This is a genomic window from Persicitalea sp. (assembly GCF_041751555.1).
Lineage (GTDB): Bacteria > Bacteroidota > Bacteroidia > Cytophagales > Spirosomataceae > Persicitalea.
The window spans coordinates 1-19303 of the sequence record NZ_JBGSXF010000479.1; the positions used below are offsets into that span (position 1 = coordinate 1).

The 19303-nt window shown below is 51.5% G+C and carries 13 protein-coding genes and 1 pseudogene; 3 read left to right on the top strand and 11 right to left on the bottom strand.

Translation table 11 applies throughout. From position 1 onward, the window contains the following. Positions 1 to 261 (top strand): hypothetical protein (locus ACEW8P_RS16830; protein ID WP_373514236.1); only part of this gene is annotated, 261 nt, incomplete at its 5' end. Between the two features lie 63 nt (positions 262 to 324). Here the strand turns inward: ACEW8P_RS16830 and ACEW8P_RS16835 are convergent. The 11 genes and pseudogenes from ACEW8P_RS16835 to ACEW8P_RS16885 form a co-directional block, all read right to left on the bottom strand. Then, complete coding sequence (locus tag ACEW8P_RS16835; protein WP_373514237.1) at positions 325 to 1311, bottom strand: hypothetical protein; 987 nt, start codon at positions 1309 to 1311, stop codon at positions 325 to 327. Beyond that, on the bottom strand, positions 1304 to 1753 hold the full coding sequence (locus ACEW8P_RS16840) for a hypothetical protein (RefSeq protein WP_373514238.1): 450 nt from the start codon (positions 1751 to 1753) through the stop codon (positions 1304 to 1306). The genes ACEW8P_RS16835 and ACEW8P_RS16840 overlap by 8 nt, the downstream gene beginning before the upstream one ends. Positions 1754 to 1844: 91 nt before the next feature. Further along, positions 1845 to 3179 carry a restriction endonuclease subunit S gene (locus ACEW8P_RS16845; protein ID WP_373514239.1) on the bottom strand — a complete coding sequence of 445 codons (1335 nt, stop codon included), beginning with the start codon at positions 3177 to 3179 and terminating at the stop codon, positions 1845 to 1847. A 337-nt stretch (positions 3180 to 3516) separates the two neighbouring features. Next, complete coding sequence (locus ACEW8P_RS16850) at positions 3517 to 4668, bottom strand: class I SAM-dependent DNA methyltransferase (protein WP_373514240.1); 1152 nt, start codon at positions 4666 to 4668, stop codon at positions 3517 to 3519. Further along, positions 4590 to 4949, bottom strand: coding sequence for a type I restriction-modification system subunit M N-terminal domain-containing protein (locus ACEW8P_RS16855; protein ID WP_373514241.1), 360 nt, complete (start codon positions 4947 to 4949; stop codon positions 4590 to 4592). The genes ACEW8P_RS16850 and ACEW8P_RS16855 overlap by 79 nt, the downstream gene beginning before the upstream one ends. A 303-nt stretch (positions 4950 to 5252) precedes the next feature. Then, on the bottom strand, positions 5253 to 5723 hold the full coding sequence (tnpA, locus tag ACEW8P_RS16860) for an IS200/IS605 family transposase (RefSeq protein ID WP_373514242.1): 471 nt from the start codon (positions 5721 to 5723) through the stop codon (positions 5253 to 5255). 279 nt (positions 5724 to 6002) lie between these two features. Further along, positions 6003 to 8402, bottom strand: a pseudogene (gene hsdR, locus ACEW8P_RS16865) (EcoAI/FtnUII family type I restriction enzme subunit R). A gap of 111 nt (positions 8403 to 8513) precedes the next feature. Next, positions 8514 to 9662: an ATP-binding protein gene (locus ACEW8P_RS16870; RefSeq protein ID WP_373514243.1), complete on the bottom strand. Its 1149-nt coding sequence runs from the start codon at positions 9660 to 9662 to the stop codon at positions 8514 to 8516. Between the two features lie 123 nt (positions 9663 to 9785). Next, a complete protein-coding gene (locus ACEW8P_RS16875) occupies positions 9786 to 12134 on the bottom strand; it encodes a BamA/TamA family outer membrane protein (protein WP_373514244.1) in 2349 nt (782 codons plus the stop codon). Next, on the bottom strand, positions 12131 to 17107 hold the full coding sequence (locus ACEW8P_RS16880; protein ID WP_373514245.1) for a translocation/assembly module TamB domain-containing protein: 4977 nt from the start codon (positions 17105 to 17107) through the stop codon (positions 12131 to 12133). Before ACEW8P_RS16880 ends, ACEW8P_RS16875 begins: the two co-directional genes overlap by 4 nt. Positions 17108 to 17328: 221 nt before the next feature. Then, positions 17329 to 18075, bottom strand: coding sequence for a hypothetical protein (locus ACEW8P_RS16885; RefSeq protein ID WP_373514246.1), 747 nt, complete (start codon positions 18073 to 18075; stop codon positions 17329 to 17331). 154 nt (positions 18076 to 18229) lie between these two features. On the opposite strand from ACEW8P_RS16885, the gene prmA reads away from it, so the two are divergent. Next, positions 18230 to 19060, top strand: a complete 831-nt coding sequence (prmA, locus tag ACEW8P_RS16890) for a 50S ribosomal protein L11 methyltransferase (protein WP_373514247.1) — start codon at positions 18230 to 18232, stop codon at positions 19058 to 19060. 23 nt (positions 19061 to 19083) lie between these two features. After that, the coding region (locus ACEW8P_RS16895) for a hypothetical protein (protein ID WP_373514248.1) at positions 19084 to 19303 on the top strand (220 nt) is incomplete at its 3' end.

The window sequence follows — 19303 nt, forward strand, 5'->3', positions numbered from 1 at the left end:
CAAACCGACCATAACCTGCCGCTGATGGCCTGGTACGCCGCCGAGCCGCTGGCCGCGCTGGACCCGAACCGCGCCCTGAAAATGGCCGAGCGGGCTAAACTACCTAAGGTTTTAGACTACACCATCCAGCGCGTGGCGGCGATGGGTACCGAGGAGGCCAAGAAAGCTTTGAAAGATTTGGACGGACGGCTGGGTGCGGCAGACTCGCACGAGCGGCATGGGAGTAAGATGCTGCTGGGGGAGGTTTTGGGGAAAGAATAATCTCTCACGCAAATATTCCTTCTATTTGTGCTTACACTTTTGATAAGGTTCCGCTACTAGACGTCAAAAAGCAAGCGCCAACTGCAGATCAGAATGCAAGCGAGGATCGTTTGAGGGTTCGATCTGAATTAATTCGAAAGAATGGCGCTCTTCGGTACTGGACAAGTTTCGCCGGGTGGTTTTTGATACCACTCCCTTACAAGTTTCTCCAACGTGCAATGCCAGCAATTCGGGTAGTACTTCCTGTGAAACAAACCCCTTGAATATTTGCCCGCTGGAATAATCCTTCACCTCAAAACGAGCCTGGCCCCGGATACTTTCCATAAGGACTTCGCCCTGGAAACTGATTTCGATGGCCTCCTCTTCTATAATATTGTCTAAACTGTGTTGAAGCAAACCTATGCGTTCCCGAGTACCCTCCCATTCCAGAGTAGTATCGAAAGGGGTTTGCCAGTTTAAAGACGCCTCCAAGTCAGACTCGTGGAGCGTTTTTAAAAAACGATTCAGATTTTGTACGCCGCCTTTACCGATTTCGCCCGCTCGTTCGGTCAACTCGTTGGCACTTTCTACTTTCAATAGATTAAAAGTTCGCTGAATACATTCCTCGGCCAGACTGTCCCCAAAAAGATCGGGGCTGGTTTTGGCCGTGACGAACAGCCGGGTAGAGCCGGAAGAAATTCGGTTTAAGCGCACATCCAAAAGACCCCGGATCGACTGCAGGGAATCCTGTCCCTTACTACCGTGCTTGACGAACCGCCCCACCTGCACCAGCATTTCCTCGAAGGAGGCTGTAAGTTGACCCACAAGCTGCATGGGAAGCGAACCAAAGTGCGCTTTTTCTCCAATCAGCCGAATCTCAATGACCTCCAACGCACGCAACTCCTTTTCCTCTACCAGTTCTCGGGTCAATTCATCAATTCGAGCTCTGGTGCTATAGACCAGCATTTGCCGAAAACGACTCGTAGGCTTTTCGGCCAAACGACTCTCCTGCTCAGCCAAAACGGTCTGAGATAGAGTGAGAAGATGCGTTATGCGGGAAATGCTAAACATGGTTTATCAACAACGTAAAAATGCCCTTTTGGTTTATGCCAGAGCGATCGAATCCAAATTCATCCAGCCACTTAGTGCGCTCCTCTTCACTTCCTGGATCTGCCAGGTACACATCCACATCGTAGCGTATCTTTATTTGATCATTATTATGAATATCCAGCAGATGATCAAATAATTTAAAGAGTTCAGGACTAAGTGATTCAGCGTCGGATTCACTTGCCCATACGACCAAATCAACGTCATCCGGCAATGGTTTTTGAGTTGTGAAAGACCCATCGATCCATATCTCCAACGGAATACCCAGCTTGAAAAGCTCATCCAAAAATCGGCGAAGCTGAGTGATCAAATGGAGCCTTCTCGCTGCCCCTTCTTCCCCAAAAGGAGTTAGGAAGCAACTATCTAACTGCCAAATCGCAATTTGTTTGAACCCGCTATCGAGCAACGGTGTATAATCTCGTTTAGACCGCTCAAAAGTCATACCTATCTAATGGATCAAAAAAAAATTGGTTAAAAAAGCAGATCCGCCGCCCGAACTACGCCACCTCCTCCGGTTCCAGCGCCTCCCGAAGTACCTGCTGCAACAACTGCTCGTTGTGCCGCTGACTGCCCCCGATGCTGGCTTCCAGCGCGTCGCAAGTCGCCATCAGTTCATCCAGTTTTTCCACGATGCGCTGCTGCTCGGCGAGGGGTGGCAGGGGGATTGGTAAATTTTTCAATTGAGTTGTATTGATTCTTTGGCGTGTCATTCCTCTTAATAATGAAGACAGTTCTTTGAACATAGAATCAGAACTTAGCAAGTACATCAAGTATTTGTTTGAAGTAAAATCGTAGTCTGATCTTATCGTAAAGCAGTCTGCTTTTGCGATAGCGGTGTAATCCAACTCAGGTAAGACCACGCACTTGACCCCATCCGCAAGAAAAGATCCAATAATTACATCTCCATTGTAAACAGTATGTTGCTCAATAGTTTGGTATTTTTCTTGGCTTATAAAGGTCTCTTTGTGAAAATTAAAACTCATACTGCCCAAATTTTCTAGCCTAATGACTTGGACTCCACTGGCTGTATAATCAGCAGTTTTAAGATGTGAACCAAAAGGTCCATCAAAAATATGTATGGCAACCTCCCCCAACCGACACCAAACCCAACTCTCCGGTATTTCAAAAGGAATTTCCTCCTCGCTAATCGGCGGCAGCGGCTTACTTTTTTTGATTTTCTTCTCCTTGACGAGGCGGGCTTTTTCGGCCTGAATGCGGGCGAGGAGTTGGCGAGCGGGCTCGTCGGTGGCGTCTTGCGGCACGAGTTGGCCCTGCATCGCCTCCCGCAAAAACGCCTGCCGGAGCTGTTTGACGAGGTCGAGTTGGTGAGTTAGTTCGGTGGCGAGGGAATTGATATTTTGATTCTTGCCGTTCAGACTTTCGACGATTTCCCGTTGCTCGGACAATTCAGTTGGAATCAACACTTTCAATGGCAAGATATGTTTGGGCTTAATTTCAGTCTTTATTCCCCCTGGAACTTGCTCCTTCAAAGCATTCTTAAATTCAGAGCTTTTTAAAAAACTCTTTAAAAAGCCAATGTCAATTTTGTCTTTATCGTACTCGTATGCTGAGTAGTGAATCGTAGCGATAATATCGTCATTGCCTTGATAAACGGACATTGCGCCTTTCTCGACGTTTATTCCTGAAATCACCAAATCACCTTTTTTGACAAGGATCATTCCAGTGTTAGACGTTTTGTCGGATAAAAATATATTCCCGCTAAAATCAATTTTTGAAATGCGCTTTAATTCAGAAATTTGCGGATCATCGGGCTTAAAACGATCCTTTCTCGCTTTTAAGAAACTTCCCATTTTTACTACCTCCCAGCTCATATTTTTCGTGTTTTAATTTATAAATCAAAAACAACCCGAAGGGGCGGTGCGCCGCTGCGATGGCATATTTATAGAAAACGCTTTCGGACAAATCCGTACGACCGCCCCGGCGGTCCGGTCCGGCAAAGGCCATTAATCCAACAAAAACTGTCTCCGTCCGCGAAATTCAAATCAAAAGCAACCCGAAGGGTTGGAATATTTATAGCAGAGAACGTGGACGGATTTGTACGACCCCCTCGGGGTCGAATCCCGCTACATGAACCATGTATCTATAAATATATGACCCCATTGGGGTCGCTTTGCCTATAATTAATTTTTTTACTCACCAAATTTACGCTCACGCCACCGCGCCCTTCAACTGCGCCAACAAACTACTGCTCTTCCCGAACGACGTCTCTAACATCCGCATCAACTCGGCGCTGCTGTGCTCGTTGGTTTCTTTCGTTTTGGTGGGGTTCTTGATATCAAGGTCGTAGTCGCGGTCGATGATGGTTTGGAGGGGTACCTTCCAACTGATGTCACTTTCGTGGCGGTCGTTCCACCACGTTTTGATCGGTTCGAACTCCTGCACCCGGATGGGTCGGGTTTTGCTGTACGACTTCTGGCCCTCGGGCAGGCGGTGCTCGTAGTACCACACCTCCTTTGTCGGCGCGCCTTTGGTAAAAAACAGCAGGTTGGTCGCCACCGTGGCGTAGGGCTGAAACACCGAATTGGGCAGGCGGATGATCGTGTGCAGGTTGCAGTCTTCCAGGAGCTTCTGCCGCACGCGCTGCTTCACGCCGTCGCCAGTGAGAGAGCCGTCGGGTAGCACGATACCCGCGCGGCCACCGTCTTTGAGCAGGTGAATCATCAGAATCAGGAACAGGTCGGCGCTTTCGCGGGTGCGGTAGTTGAGCGGAAAATTGCTCTCGTTGCCATTGGCCACGATCCCCCCAAAGGGCGGATTGGCCAAAATGGCGTCCACGCGCTGCGGGGCGGTGTAGCTGCTCAGCGGCTGGTCCAGCGAATCGCGGAAGGTGATGTTGGGCACCTCCATGTCGTGCAGGATCAGGTTGGTCGTCGCCAGCAGGTAGGGCAGCGGCTTGTACTCCCAGCCGATGATGTCCTCGGCGATGCTTTTGAGGTCTTCGATGTTGTTGGCGTGCTTCCGCAAGTGCTCGATGGTGGCGGTGAGGTAGCCGCCCGTGCCGCAACTCGGGTCCAGGATTTTCTCGCCCAGTTGCGGGTCGATCATGGCGCAAATAAACTCCGTGATGGCGCGGGGCGTGTAAAACTCCCCACTTTTTCCGGCGCTTTGCAGCTCTTTCAGGATGGTCTCGTAGAGTTCGCCAAAGGCGTGGCGGTCTTTGGCGACGTTGAAGTCGATCTCGTTGAGCTTGTTGAGTACCTTCCTGAGGTTGGTGCCGCTCTTCATGTAATTGTTATTGCCCTGAAACACCTCCCGCACCAGCAGGGCGCGCTGGTTGGCAATTCCGCCGCCCGCGCCCACCGACAGTTCGCGCAGCGAAAGAGCGTCCGGTCCACGAACTCGACCAGCGCGTCGCCCGTCATGCCCTCGTCGTCGGCGGCCCAGGACGTCCAGTGCAGCTTCGCCGGAATGGGGCTCACGTAGGCATCGTTGGTGACTTCGAGTTCCTGGTCTTTGTCGGAGAATATTTTCAAAAACAGCATCCAGCCCAGTTGTTCGATGCGTTGGGCGTCGCCATTGAGGCCAGTGTCCTGCCACATGATGCGGCGAATGCCGTCGAGGGTACCTTTGAGGTTGGTCATAGTTTGGGGTATTCCGGTGTGATGGTACTTTTATAAAATCGTTGTGGATTTGTGCACGATTTTCATCCCGAAGGGATGGTGCGCCGCTGCGATGGCCTATATGTAGAAAGTCGAGTGTTTCATTTCGGTGGATTTCATCCCGAAGGGATGGCATATTTATGGAAAAAACGCTTTTCAGGTTGTGTGCGACCCCGAAGGGGTCGTATCCTGCCACTGAATTCATGGTTCTATAAATATTTGAACCCTACGGGTTCTATCTGACCGCCTAAACACCAATCGCTACCCACTTATTTTGCCGCCACATCATTCATCCTCAATCCACTCGAACAAATACTCGTCCTTGTATTCGATCTGGTATTTTTGTAAAAAACCGATGTACTCTTCTTTAAAACTTTTGGTCCGGTTGTGTTCTTTCTGGTTCGCAATGTAGGCGATTACATTATCCAAAGCCGAATGTGAATACGAAAAAGCACCGTAGCCCTCCTGCCATTCAAACTTGTGCTTCGTGAATCTTTTCTCCTGCACAAAGGCATTAGAAGCCTTCTTGACCTCGCGTACCAAATCGGACAAACAACACGACGGCCTCATGCCAATCAAGAAATGGATATGATCAGGCATGCCGTTGATCCTTATCATTTTCTGTCCTTTGTTTTGGACGATGCCCGTCATGTACTTATATAGTTCGTCCTCCCAGGTGGAAGCGACCAGGCTGTTGCGCCCTTTTACCGGAAAAACGACTTGAATGTAAATTTGGGAAAAGGTACCTGTGTTCATTGGGGAGATTGCTTTACAAGATTGTTTAGGTGTCAGCCATCCCGATAGGAATGGAATCTTTACAGAAAATTATAGTATCGCCGTCGTGCGACCCTTTCGGGCAGGACCGCCGGAGCGGTCACATATTTATAGAAAACGTTTTTCGCGTGTCAGTGCGACCCCGTGGGGGTCGAATCCCGCTATCCAATGAACTTGCTACAAATATTCTATCGCAGCGGCGCACCGCCTCTACGGGTTGCTTTGGGTTGCGAATTTTCTGACACAAATAATTTAGGCCATTTACGCGCTGGTTTTGTACAATTCCGTTTCTAATTCTTTAATCGCTTCGAGGTATTTTTCTTTACTGCCAAACTGCCGGATGATTTCCAGTGGCGAGCCGAAGTCTGACAGCGGCCTGACTTTCAGGATGTCCATGCTTTCAATGTTGGTCACGCCTTCGTCGGCGTACTTATCGAGCAGCGATTCCAGCACTTTCCGGGCCGGGCCGCCGTATTTGGTGAAGTAGTCGCGCTTCCTGACATCGTTGGCTCGCTCCTGCCGCGTGAGCGGCGGCTGATCGAAGGCCACGTGGCAAATCAGGTCGAATAAATCCACTTCGCGGTCGACGGCATCGCGCAAGGCCTCCACCATCACGCCCTGCTCTTCCAGTTCCTGAATAATAATTTCCTTACGATCGGTTCCATTCCAACGGGCCAGGAAATCGTCCAACGAAGCAAACTGGCCCTGAATCAGTTCTTTGGTGTGGTCTTTCAGGCTCGTAGTGATGGGCTTACCATTCTTGTCGAAGTACAGCTCCCGACTCACCAGTACCGACACGTCCACGCCATTGACGTACACTTTTAGCCGGGGTTCGGAAACGCCACTGGCGCTACTGCCCGGAGGATAGCGAATTGTCGGCGGAACGACTTCGATCTCCTCGCCGGTTTCCTCGTCGATGATGGGCGTGTCGTCCTTTTCTTCGTCATCCACGATCGTGCTCAGGTCGTCGTCTTCCGAAACGGGCTTGACCCGAATGGGATCGCCGTCAAAATCGGGATCGGCGAACAGGTCCGTGACGTTGCGAAAATCCAAAATCGTGAAGAACAACTTGCCGTGGGCTTCGTTGATGCGGGTACCGCGCCCCACGATTTGCTTGAACTTGGTCATGGACTTGATGTCAGAATCCAGCACAATGACTTTGCAGGTTTGCGCATCCACGCCGGTCGTCATGAGTTCGGAGGTAGTCGCAATGACGGGGTAGCGTTCCACAGGATCGATAAAGTTGTCTAGCTCGCGCTTGCCTTCGTCGTTGTCGCCCGTGATTTGCATCACGTATTTATAGTTTTTGGTTACTTCGTCGGCGTTGAGATTGGCCAGGGCGGAGCGCATCCGCTCGGCGTGGTCGATGTCGGTGCAGAACACTATGGTTTTGGCGTAGCGGTCGTAGCCTTTCAAAAACTCCGTGAGTTTACGGGCCACCGTTTCGGTGCGTTCATCGATGACCAGCGTCCGGTCGAAGTCTTGCCGATTGTAGATCCGGTCGGCCACGCGCTCCCCGGACTTGTCTTTCTTGCCCAAAGCGGGCCGCCAGCCCTCGACGTCCACGTTCAGATTGACCCGCACCACCCGGTAAGGGGCCAAAAAACCGTCGTCAATGCCCTGTTTTAGAGAATAGGTGTACACCGGCTCGCCAAAGTACTCGCTGTTGGAGACTTCGTTGGTTTCCTTAGGCGTGGCGGTGAGGCCAATGTGCGTGGCTCTACTGAAATACGTCAGGATTTCGCGCTAAGCGCTGTCTTCCTTCGCGCTGCCCCGGTGGCACTCGTCGATGACGATCAGGTCAAAAAATTCGGGTGAAAATTGTTTGTAGGCGTTGGCTTCCTCATCGTTGCCCGTCAGACCCTGGTACAGCGCCAGATACACTTCGTAGCTCTTATCGATGTTCCGGTTTTTAATCACCGTCATCTTGTCCTTGAAATGCTTGAAATCGTTGCGCCGGGTTTGGTCAATGAGGGCGTTGCGGTCGGTTAGGAACAGAATCCGCTTTTTCCAGCCGCTCTTCCACAGGCGGTGGATGATTTGGAAGGCGGTGTAGGTTTTGCCTGTTCCGGTCGCCATGACCAGCAAAATACGATTTTGTCCTTTGGCGATGGCCTCCACGCTACGGTTGATGGCAATCTGTTGGTAGTAACGCGGGCTTTTTCCACTGCTGTCAAAGTAGTAGTCCTGCGCCGCAATTTTTTCGGCCTCGTCGGTGTCGATGCCTTTGTATTTTTTGTAAATCTGCCAAAGGGAGGCGGGCGTGGGAAAGTCGCCGTTGGACAATTCCGTTTCCATCGCGCCACCCTCCGTGACGGTTCGGTCGTGAAACAAAAAGCCGTCCCCATTGCTGCTGAACACCGCCGGAATATCGAGAATGCGGGCGTATTCCAAGGCCTGCTGCATTCCGGCCCGCACGGAATGCTTGTTATCCTTGGCCTCAATGATGGCGATGGGAATATTGGGTTTGTAGTATAGGATGTAGTCGGCCCTTTTCCGGGCACCCCGGGCAGTGAGTTTGCCGCGTACGTAAATTCGGCCATCCGTGAAAGAAACCTCTTCTAGAAACTGGGTCAGTTTGTCCCAACCGGCGTTTTCAATGGCCGGGGTGATGAATTTGGTGCAAATGTCGCGTTCAGAGAGACTTTTCTTGTCGATCATGCGTAAGAAAACAAAAAGTGAGGGATACAAATAAAGCGAATCTTCGGCTGAATTCTATTCAATCTAATCTGTACTCTCACAGCGCATACCCAAACTTCTGGACGGCAGCATTCAGCGTGCAGCTTCGTTTGGAACGGAAAAATCCAAGAACACACCAAAATTCTCCGGCTGCACCACACTTGCCTCCTCCGGCGCGTAGGCATCCATAAACGCCGCCGGAAACTTTACCCGTCTTTTCGGATTCCACTTGATTTCATAAGCGCGGAAACTACCGTCTTTCTCCTCTACGTAGTCGATTTCCTGCCGCTGGTAGGTGCGCCAGAAGTACGACTTGGCCCAAGACTGCGTGTAGCTGAGGTACTTGATGCGCTCCGAAACGATGAAGTTCTCCCACAACGCCCCTGTGTCGGCGCGGAGCGGCAGCGGCTTGTAATCGCCTATGACAGCATTGCGGACGCCATTGTCGTAAAAGTAGAACTTGCGGTTGGTATTGATTTCGTTGCGCAGGTTGCGGCTGAGGGGATCGAGCCGGAAAATGATGAAAGCCTTTTCCAGTAAATCGAGGTAAGTACTTACCGTCTCTTTCGACACTTCCAGTAGCCTTGATAATTCGTTGAGCGAGACCTCGTTGCCCAACTGAAACGCCAGAGCGGTCAGGAGTTTGTTGATAAGTTCCGGCTTGCGAATGCCGTTGTATTCCAGCAGGTCGCGGTAGAGGTAGCTGCTGATAAGTTCGTTGAGGACAGCGGGTTCGTCGCCCACATAAGTGATTACGTTGGGATACATTCCGAACACCAGCCGGACGGGTAGTTGTTTTTTTGCCTCGAAAGTACCTAGATTTTGGCTCAGTTCTCCCCAGGAAATGGGGTACAGTCGAAATTCCCACTTGCGGCCCGTGAGGGGTTCGTTGATCTCATTGCCCAGTTCCAGCGCCGACGAGCCGCTCACGACAAGTTGTACTTCAGGTAGTTGGTCGGTGATGATTTTGAGCGTCAGGCCCACATTCTTAATGCGCTGAGCTTCATCAATGAAGACGATGCTCTCGTTGCCAATGGCCTGTTTGAGCGGGGCTAAATCCTGGTTTTCCAGCAAAGCGCGGTCGGAAGCCTGATCGGCATCAAAAAATCGGTAGGATGGAAAGGTTTCACAAATCTTTTTGAGCAAGGTAGTTTTACCTACCTGACGCGGACCGAGCAGCACAATGGCGCGGCCCGTTCCCCAACGCTTTACAATTTGCGGCTGAATGGCTCTTTCGATCATTTTTCATTAAATTTGGAGAGTACAATCTCCAAATTTAATGAAAAATGGAGAATATACTCTCCATTTTTAGTCTCTACGCTGTGGATTTTATCTTCTTACCAAAGAAAATAACCCCGTCTCAGCTTAGAAAGGATACGCCACCGCGATATTCAGCACCAGATTCTGCTTGCGCCAGGATTTATCGCGCAGGTTAATTTGATCAAAGACCCACGGGCTGCGCGGCGTGTCCAGAGCCTGGTACCACGGCTTGCGAAAGGGCGTGGCAAGGTCGAGGCGAAAGACGAGAAAGGAGAAATCGAGCCGCAGTCCCAGGCCACCGCCTATGGCTACTTGTTCATAGAAGTTTTTGTTGAATTGGCCAGCTTTCCCGTACAATTCAGTTTCCCGGTAAGTCCAGACATTACCCGCATCTACGAACAAGGCACCGTTGATTAGTTGGGTAAATTTGATTCGTAGTTCTGAGTTTACTTCCAGTCGGATGTCTCCAAAGGAGCTATTCCCAAAAAGGGTCGAGTTGAGGTTGGTATTTCCCGGGCCTAGCGTACGAGCCCGGAACGCGCGAATACCCGTGCTACCTCCGGCAAAATACTGCTTGAACTGAGGCAGCGAGTTGGAGTTGCCGTAAGGAATCCCTAGCCCGCCGATGAAGCGATTGGCCAGGCGAAGGGAGGGGGATAGGTCTCGGAAGTACCGAAACTCTCCGTCGAAACGAACAAACTGCTCAAAAAGAACGTCGAAAAATCGGCTGTCGTTTCCGCCCACGGTACGGTCGAGCAGCCGGGCCAAATTGCCCGCCATGTTGATCCCACCGCTTACCAAAAACTGGTCTCGGGCGAAAGGGCCAGGTGTGGGTTTGTAGGTAATCGTATACTGGTTTTCCAGAATCAAACGATCTGTCAAGACCTGTAACAGACGATCCAAATCGACCTGATTTCCCGTATCGAAAACTCTGGTAACGAATTCCTCGCTTATGTTGCGCGGCCGAATAAAATTAATGCCAAAGGGAGTCAAAGTATGCTCTACCTCGGCGTTCCTTCGCCAGGAGTAGCCGCCCGATGCTCGCAAAGAAGTCTGTGTGTAAAGCCCCCCTTGCGTGAGCGTTTCGTAGCCCGCAGTGAGGATGGTACGCGGTAAGGCCTGGTTAGTTGCCGGGTTGACGTGATAGAAAGGAATGATGAAACGTGGGAAGGATAGTTCGCCTTGTACGTTGAAACGCAAGAAGTTATTGATATTGGCGGGTTGATCCGGTTGCCCGCCGCCAACCTGCCAGTCTACGCCGACATTGGTACTCAGCCGCAGCAGTTCCGCTCCGCGAAAAGTATTCTTATTACTCCACGATACATCTACCTGAGTACCCGCCAGGTTGTTTGACTTGGTCAATCCACTCAATTCCGTCCGCAACGACTTTTCTTTGGCGGGCGTCAAGTAGTAATAGGCGTTCAGGATTGCGGAGTCCGAACGTGGCACGAGTTCGAAGCGATTCTTGACAAACTTGAAATTATTGAGGTTGATGAGTCGCGAAAGCGATACGTCATGCAGCGCGCTGTTGTAACGGCTGCCCTTGGTGAAGCCGATGGCGTCGTCGAAGATACGGGCTTTGTAATTATCCGCCGGATCGACAATATGCAGACCGCGTTTTAATTGAGATTGCGCGGGCAGGGTGTCGGGCGAGAGGGCGTCGTAATCGGCATAGACATAAATATCGCCGATGTAGTACTGTTTCAGCGCGAGTTGCGAGGTAGTGGGCTTTACTTTCAGGAAAATATTTACCGCGTGGGTACCTTCCGTCGAGTCCACTTCGGCGATCAGGTAGTCGGGATTGAAATAGTAATAACCCTTCTCCTTCAAGAGCCGCTCTACCCGGCTGCGTTCGCCTTCGATCACTTCCAGACGATACGGGTCACCTTTACGCAGCAAACTACCCCGCCCCGCCTTTTTCGTCGATAAGAAATCCTTGCTAAACTGCTTGGTTGTGTCGTCCACCACGTAGGCCACCGTGTCGATGTAGTAGCGGGGCTTCACAAATGCCTTGTACTCGGCCACGGCAGTACGCTTTTTATCATTGGCGACAATATCCCCCGTGGCGGTGGAGCGGAAGTAGCCCTGATTGTTCATATAGGCGGCCAAGATTTCGGCGTTGGCCGTCACCACGCGCTGGCTGGCCAGTACGGGTGGCTCACCAAATTTCTTGCGAAACCAATTGCGAAAGCCCTTTTCCTTGCGCGGCGTGCCGATCCAATAGTAGAGCCACACTTTGTAGGGAAAACCAAAGAGCGTGGCATTGGGGGCCGGACGCAGCATACCTTCCAACTGGTCTTCGAGACCGCTCACCTGCTTTTTGGCGGCCGAGTCGGGAACTACTTCCACGCTACCGCCCACGTACAGACTTTCGCCGGGCGGCACGTACTTCGACACCGAGCAACCACCCGCCGCCAGGGCCAATAGAATCAATATGGTAAGCTTAATTCTCATTCTATGCTCAAATCTTTTTGAAACAACTCCCGGAATTTGTCGTATTCCAGTGTCACGATAAAACTCACCCCGGTTTCGACAATAAATCCTTGCAAGACAGCCTGGTACTGATTCTTGCGGTAGGCCCGTAGCAAGTACTTACCGTCTTTGGTCAGCGCGTAGTTCAGGGCTACGTTATCGAAAATCTGGTTGGAGGAGTTTCCGGCGGTTGCTCCCGTATTTTCCAATTCAAAATTCCGACCCACCGATACGGTTAGGCGTTCGTTGAGAAAACTTTTACTTAGGCCCACATTTAGATCGGTGCGAGCGGTACCACCCTCCGCCTGGGAGTTGAGGTTGAAATTGACATTTACGCCCTTGATGAGATCGGAGGCCAGCAGGTTCAGTTGGTCGGTCAATAGCTGGCTTACGCTCTGCCGGGCGATGCCCTCGGCGTTGAGTCCCGCTGAGGAACTAGACGTTGGCTGGTCGGTGAGAAACTTGTTCAAAACCAGCAGCGCAAAAACCTGCTTGTTCAGTTCGGCGGGATTGTTTCGCAAAGTCGACAGGCCGCTGCTCTGCTCGATGCTGCGGGCATCGTCACGGTTCATGGTGCTGGACGCAACGATATCAAAAGTTACGGCGGGATTTAATAAACTGCCGTTGATTTTCAACTGCACATCGAGGGGTACTTTGCCAGCGTCTCTGCTATTCCATTTGGAAGGTGCGCCCAAAGCCGCTAAATCCGCCTTGACTGTGTAAATCGCCGTGATGTCCACCTCGGCGGCCATCGGATCACCCGTCCAGAGGATGGTACTGCCTTTTTGGATCGTGAATTGCTTTTTAAGTACTTCGAAAGTCAGGTCGTAAGAACCTTCCGTGAGTTCGTAAAGGCCCAGTAGGTAGAGCTGGCCATTGGGCGCGATACCCGTGTTGAGTTGGGCGTTGCCCCTGACCTTGATATTGTCGCCGTTCAGCTCGTCGATCACGATTGTAAACTGCGACTCGTCGTCGGCCTCGATGTTCAGGGAGAGTTCGGAGGCGAAGTCAACTATGGTACTGGTATTCACCTGCATCGTGTCCGACTGCGCCATGTTGGTCGAGTCGCTCTTATCCACGAACTTCACGATGCCTTCGGCGGACTCGGCTCCGCCAGCGTCGTTAGGCAGAATGACAGTGATGTCGCTGCCACTTTTAACTTTTATAGTCCCGTCGATAACCGACTGCGACCCCTTTCCTCTGACGTTCAAGCTCATGTCTACTACGCCTCTGCCGTAGAAGAAATCATTTTCCTTCCGACTGGCGTCAAGTACCGTAAAGTCATTGGCTTTTATTTTCAGGTCGTAGCCCACGTCGGGAATTGTGGCGATGGACACGTTGCCGTCCACGGTCAGTTTCTGGTTCAGTGAATCCTGCACCGTGAAATTATTGAAGGCGATGTTCTGACCTTTGAAGTCGATCGTCTGCCCGTTAAAGCGATATCTCGCTCCGAGTTGCTTGATATCAAAAGCTACACTGTCGAACTTCATCTGTCCGTTCAGGCGGGGGCTGTCTGTGCTACCCTGCACGGTGAGCTTGCCCGTCAGGGCACCTTGCGCTCTTTCTAGTTCGCCAAAACTGAACGCTTGCAGCGTTTTGGCGCTCAGACGGTTCATGTCAATATCAAAATTCAAAGCATTATCACCTTCCAGTATGTAGTCGCCCGTGAGCGTCACGTCGTTTAGGTCGCTATTCAACTTGACGTTCAAAGCGATTCGGTCAGCGCGTTCGTTGGTGGCATCGATCGTCAGGTCGCCCACCGGAATCTGGGTCACGGACAGGTTCTTTAACAACAAATCACCCGTGAATGAGGGCGTCTCCATATAATCTTTCAGAACGATCTCACCGTTGAGCTTACCATTGGCCAGCGTCGAGTCCTGCGTGGCCAGGGCGATGAACTGCCCAATACCCAGGCTGTCGAGCTTAATGCTCAGCGGGCCGTTGGGTTCGTTGGTCAGCGAATTGACGAGCAGGCTTTGTCCCTGACGATGGATACCGAAGTCTTTGGCCAGCAATCCTTCATCGCTATACTGAATGTAGCCCGTCTCGTTGGCGTCCCAGGTTTTGTAATCGAGCAGCATCTTGTCACGCAGCGAGATGCGGTAGGCGCTGTCGGCGTAGGCTACGGCACCCGCAATCGTGTGGCGGGGATCGCTGACCGAATCCAACACCATCAAGCCAAAGAGGGCATTATTGTCCGACACCAGTCCCGTCAGCGATGCCTTCTGCACCCGGAAGCTTTCGGTCTCCAGTTTGCCCACGTTGCCCTTGAAGGTAGCTTCCTGCCCATCGCCCGTCATCATGAAGTTGGTCTGTTCGATGCGCATCGTGTCGTATTCCACTAACGGCATTACCAACGACACTTTCATCGTAGTATCTAGTTGGCTGTCGATTCGGGCTGAGAAATTCACCCGATCCAGCTTCGTCAGACCGGGCGCAAACTGTTGAATCAACGGATGGTTCACCACCTGCGCGTCCAATTTCATGTCGTACGGCCCTTCGACCGATTGATAAGGAACGTCCGGGACGGTAAAGTACTTGTTGATTTCGGTCAGTACTACGTCGGCCAGCCGGGCATAGTCGAAAGTACCCGACAAATGGGCCTTCATGAAGGGCGCATCCACCGTGGCGTCTTTGGTGGTGCCGTCGGCCGTGAGGCGCACGTCCACGCTGTCGAGTCGCACCGGGTCACCGTCTTTGGTCAGCACGAAATTGCGCACCGCGATTACACCCAGCGGATTGGCCGGATCGGTAGAAGTCAGGTTGGCATCAATTTGGCCTTGCAAGCTCATTGCTTCCTCATAAAGGTTGAGGGCTTTGAGATTAATATTACGTATATCGGCGTTGGCGTCAACCGTCGGATATTCACTATTCAGGTCGGCCTTAGCGGTCAAGTCGAGGTCGATGTTGCTATCAGCGATGCTCGCTGTGAAATCGGCCAGCCCATTATCAATGGTGCCGTTCAATTTCAGGTTATTATAAGTATAGCCCTTAACAGATGCGCTCTGAACGGTGCCGTTCAGCCGCGTCTGCATGGTCGTGGGCGAGAAGCCGCGCCCATCGACATCGGTTGTCAGCGTTAGTTTACCAAGTTCTTCGGGCGGCTGTTTCAGGAATTTACCCATATCAAATTCCGTAAAGCTCAACCGCCCTTTGTAAGTCGCGTTGACCGAGTCCGTCGCATTTCTGACATTGCCCGCAAACGAACCGTTGCCCAACGAGGTAGCGATCTGGGCATCCATCGTGATGTCGTTCAGGCCGCCTTTTACTTTGCCCGTGATGTTCAGCGTCTCGGGTAGTTCGATGGAGGATGGCAGGGCACTGTCGGGCAGCATCTTCATGAGATCCTGCCGCGTGGAGGCCATTTCGTCGATCGAAATGTTCACCGAAAGCTTGTCGGCGTTGGGCAAGCCATTGATGCGCCCGCTCGTGCGGAGGACCGTTCCTTCCAAAGTACTAAAATTGGCTCTGGAAATCAGCATATTGTCCACCGTCCCCGTGATGAGGGCGTCGCCTTTCAGCAGTCCGTCGGGGCTTTTGGAAAAAGGTGGCGTGTCTTTCAGGTCAGGTACCAGCAACAGCACGTCACTAAATGCCAGTTGGCTGTTGACGAGTTTCATCCTAAGCTGTACCTTGCCAATGTCCTCGCTCAGTTGTTCCTGATTTCTGTATTTCAACACTAACTCGTCGCGCAGCAGCGTCGAGGGCGTTTTCAAGTACATATTTTTCAGGAAAGTCTGTTTTTCAGCATAGGCAAAATCCGCCTTGGCTTGTTGCACTACAAAGCCACTCTGCTCCCGGAAGGCCGCGCGTTCCAGATTCCCGGAAATATTGGTATCGCTAAACTTAAAGTTGTTCAGATCTGCCGTGAAATTGCTAATGCCGAGGTGCGCGAAGTCCATGCCTTTCGGTAGACGTGGTTCGTTGTTGTCGTCGTATTTGAGCTCGTTGTTAGTCAGTTTGATGCTGCCGACCTGAATATTCCAACCGGGGGTCGTATCGCCCGGCGCGGGACCAGCACTGGTAGCCGGGGTTTCCGGGTTAGCCGCCTTCGCCATTTTTTTCTGCTCGACAAAAGCAGAAGTGTTCTCCAAAACTACGTTGCGCACATCGACCTGCTGACTCTCGAAGTAGGTCTTGTCGATGCGTCCCGCCAGTTTCCCCAGCTTTATACCACTTTTCAGACCCGATACTTCATCCGTAAAATTGAAGATCAGATTCTGCACGTTCAGGTCACCGAGCCGCACGTCGAGCGTGTCCATCGGGGCGTCGTCGAGCGCGGAAGGCTTAGACTTATCAGGATCGACAATGGTTTCTACCAACGCTTCGTACATCCGCACATCGGCTCGAGTGCCTGTGAGCGTTATGTTGGTCGGATGGTACTGCGAGAGGGTGGGATTAAATTTATCGAACAGAATGCGGGCATTGGAGATATTGGCGTCGGCGTCGGTGCCGATGACCGCATCTTTATACGTCAGATGGACCCGCTTCAAGAGAAACTCGTCCAGCCGCATTTCCAGCGCACTCGACGTAGTGTCCACGGGTGTGGGTTCTTCGCTGGCGAAGGCGTCGGAAATGAACTGAAAATTAAAGACCGTGTCGGGTAAAGTACGATTCACTTTCAGGCGAATGCCCTCCATCTCGACCTGATTGATGCCAATGTTCCCCTTGACCAGCGACCACATGTCCATGTTGACGTATAACCGCTCGCCCGCCACGAGCGTATCACCCGTTTCATCCTCTATATAAACGCCTTCCAGCGCTACCCAGTCGGGAATGTCCAGCCGAATGGCCCGGATGTCCACACGGGTGTTAAGTTTTTTACGTAAAAAAGAAGTGGCTTGCTTAGTAAGAAAGTTCTGCCCGGCGTCGGTTTTCAATGTCCAGAAAACGATGCCGACCAGCAGGAAAATGACTAGAAAGATGATAGCCAGAGCGGTTATTGCTTTCTTCATACTTGGTTTGGTGAACAGGTCGGGGCCGCGGAAGTCGGTGCGGAACCAACTTCGTGGCGATGAGTACTATCGATTGGTCTGTGTAAACGCTTTTTCGTCCCCTTTAGATTTTACAAAATAAAAAAAGAATAGGTGGCTTACCTAAAAAACCGTGGGTGGTCGTAAAAAGAAATCGAATGCGATTGCTTTAACGACCACCCACGGGTAGGGGTTCGGCCTGCTTAGTTGCGCTGGAAATTTTCCGGGGCGATGGTTTCGTTTACCGCCATCTCGGAGGTAATACTTACTTTGGAATTGTCCTTGCTGCTCATTTCAGTGAGCGTGGACGGGTACATTAAGCCGTACTTGGACTTTTTATAATTATCGTAGTCGGTCGTAGTGACAATGCCCGCCTGGGTTTGCTTCTCACGCTTTAAAAGCCCGGTTTTAGCGTCGAAGTACAGATTGTACTTTACACCCTGCCCTTGCAGCTCCACATGGTGCGCCGGTACGCTGTCGACCTGATCCAGACCCACATAAGTGGCAACCAGGCCACGCTCTTTATAATTGGTGAAAGGCACCAGCAAGTCGTACATTTCCAGGTGCATATTGTCCTGTTCTGCCTGACTAAGGTCTTTTACCTGATAGCGGGTAGCTTTGTCGCTGCCACCGATGGGGATTTTCAACCAGCCCTCATTGCCCTTGACCCCATACACGAAGTCGCGCTTCATAATGGATTTCGTTTTGCTCATCGCCTTATCGGGCATAGAAACGTAAATCTGCGAGTCGTAGTCCGCCGCTGAACTGGAACTATACGTACGCTTCAGCGAGAAATTATCGACGCCTTTCCAGAGTTTCTCACCCCCGGTGGCGGTGTAGTATTTGGCAAAGACCGAATCGACGGTCATATTTGCCTGGCCAAAGGAAAAAGTGGCACTTACAAGCAGCGCGAGGGTAGCCGTTAAGATTTTTTTCGTGTGCAGTTTCATAGCTATTGAAATTGTATTTGTGTAAAAGTTGTAAAAACAGCCTAGAATCAACTATTTGAGCGGCTGCCTTTTTCAGACAGGGTGGGTAAGCCGGGGTTTAATCTTCTGCCCCATGCCAGTATACTAACCTCATAGCAAAAAAATTGTTCCAGCGATGAACCATCTAGAACTCCACCTCAGCCTTTCCCCCGAATACACCGAAATCCTGATGGCTGAATTGGCTGAACTGGGCTTCGAATCCTTTGTTGAGACCGACGAGGGCTTGGACGCCTACATTCTGGAGAGTAATTTTTCGGAGGAAAAACTTCAGGAGACGATAACACGATACCGGACCAGCACGGCTATCGACTTTTCCTGGCGGGTGATGGAAAAGAAAAACTGGAACGAAGAATGGGAGAGCAACTACGCCCCCATTGAGGTCGGTGATGCCGTTCGGGTGCGGGCCTTGTTCCACGAGCCCGATCCGCGTTTCCGACACGAACTGGTTATCACGCCGAAAATGTCGTTTGGAACGGGGCACCACGAAACTACCTGGCTGGTCATGAACGAGCAACTTAGCCTACCCCATGCGGACCGTAATATCCTGGATGTAGGATGCGGTACGGGCATTCTGGCGATTCTGGCCCGCAAGCTTGGTGCGGCGGACTTGCTAGCCTTCGATATCGAGGAATGGGCGGTGGAAAATACAAAGGAGAATTTTTCGTTGAATGAAGCCACCGAACAGAGCGAGGTTTTTCAGGGAACGATCACCGACGTGCCCACCGAACAACGTTTTGGCGGCATCCTGGCCAACATCAACCGTAACATATTGCTGAACGAAATTCCGCGATACGCGCAACACCTCATGCCTGGCGGCTGGTTGGTAGTTAGCGGATTCTACGAAACCGACGCCCCGGACATCATCGCCAAAGCCGAAAGCGCCGGGCTAGCTTTCCAAAGCAGGAACACGCGAAACCAGTGGGCGATGGTGGTGTTTGGGAAGTAGGCGCGACCGATAAATATGATTCTATGAAATTCAATTCCCTATTCTTTGCGCTTGCCCTAATTCTCAGCAGCACAATCCTTCATGCCCAAGGTCTGAAATTTTCCGAAGAGCCGGGAGCATTCATGGCCGAGGCCAAGAAGATCATGCAGGACAGCCGCAACCCGCTCTATGCCAAAACCGCCGCCGAACTGGACACGATATGGATGAGCGCACCTTCGTCGGTACAGCAAACGCAATTCGCCA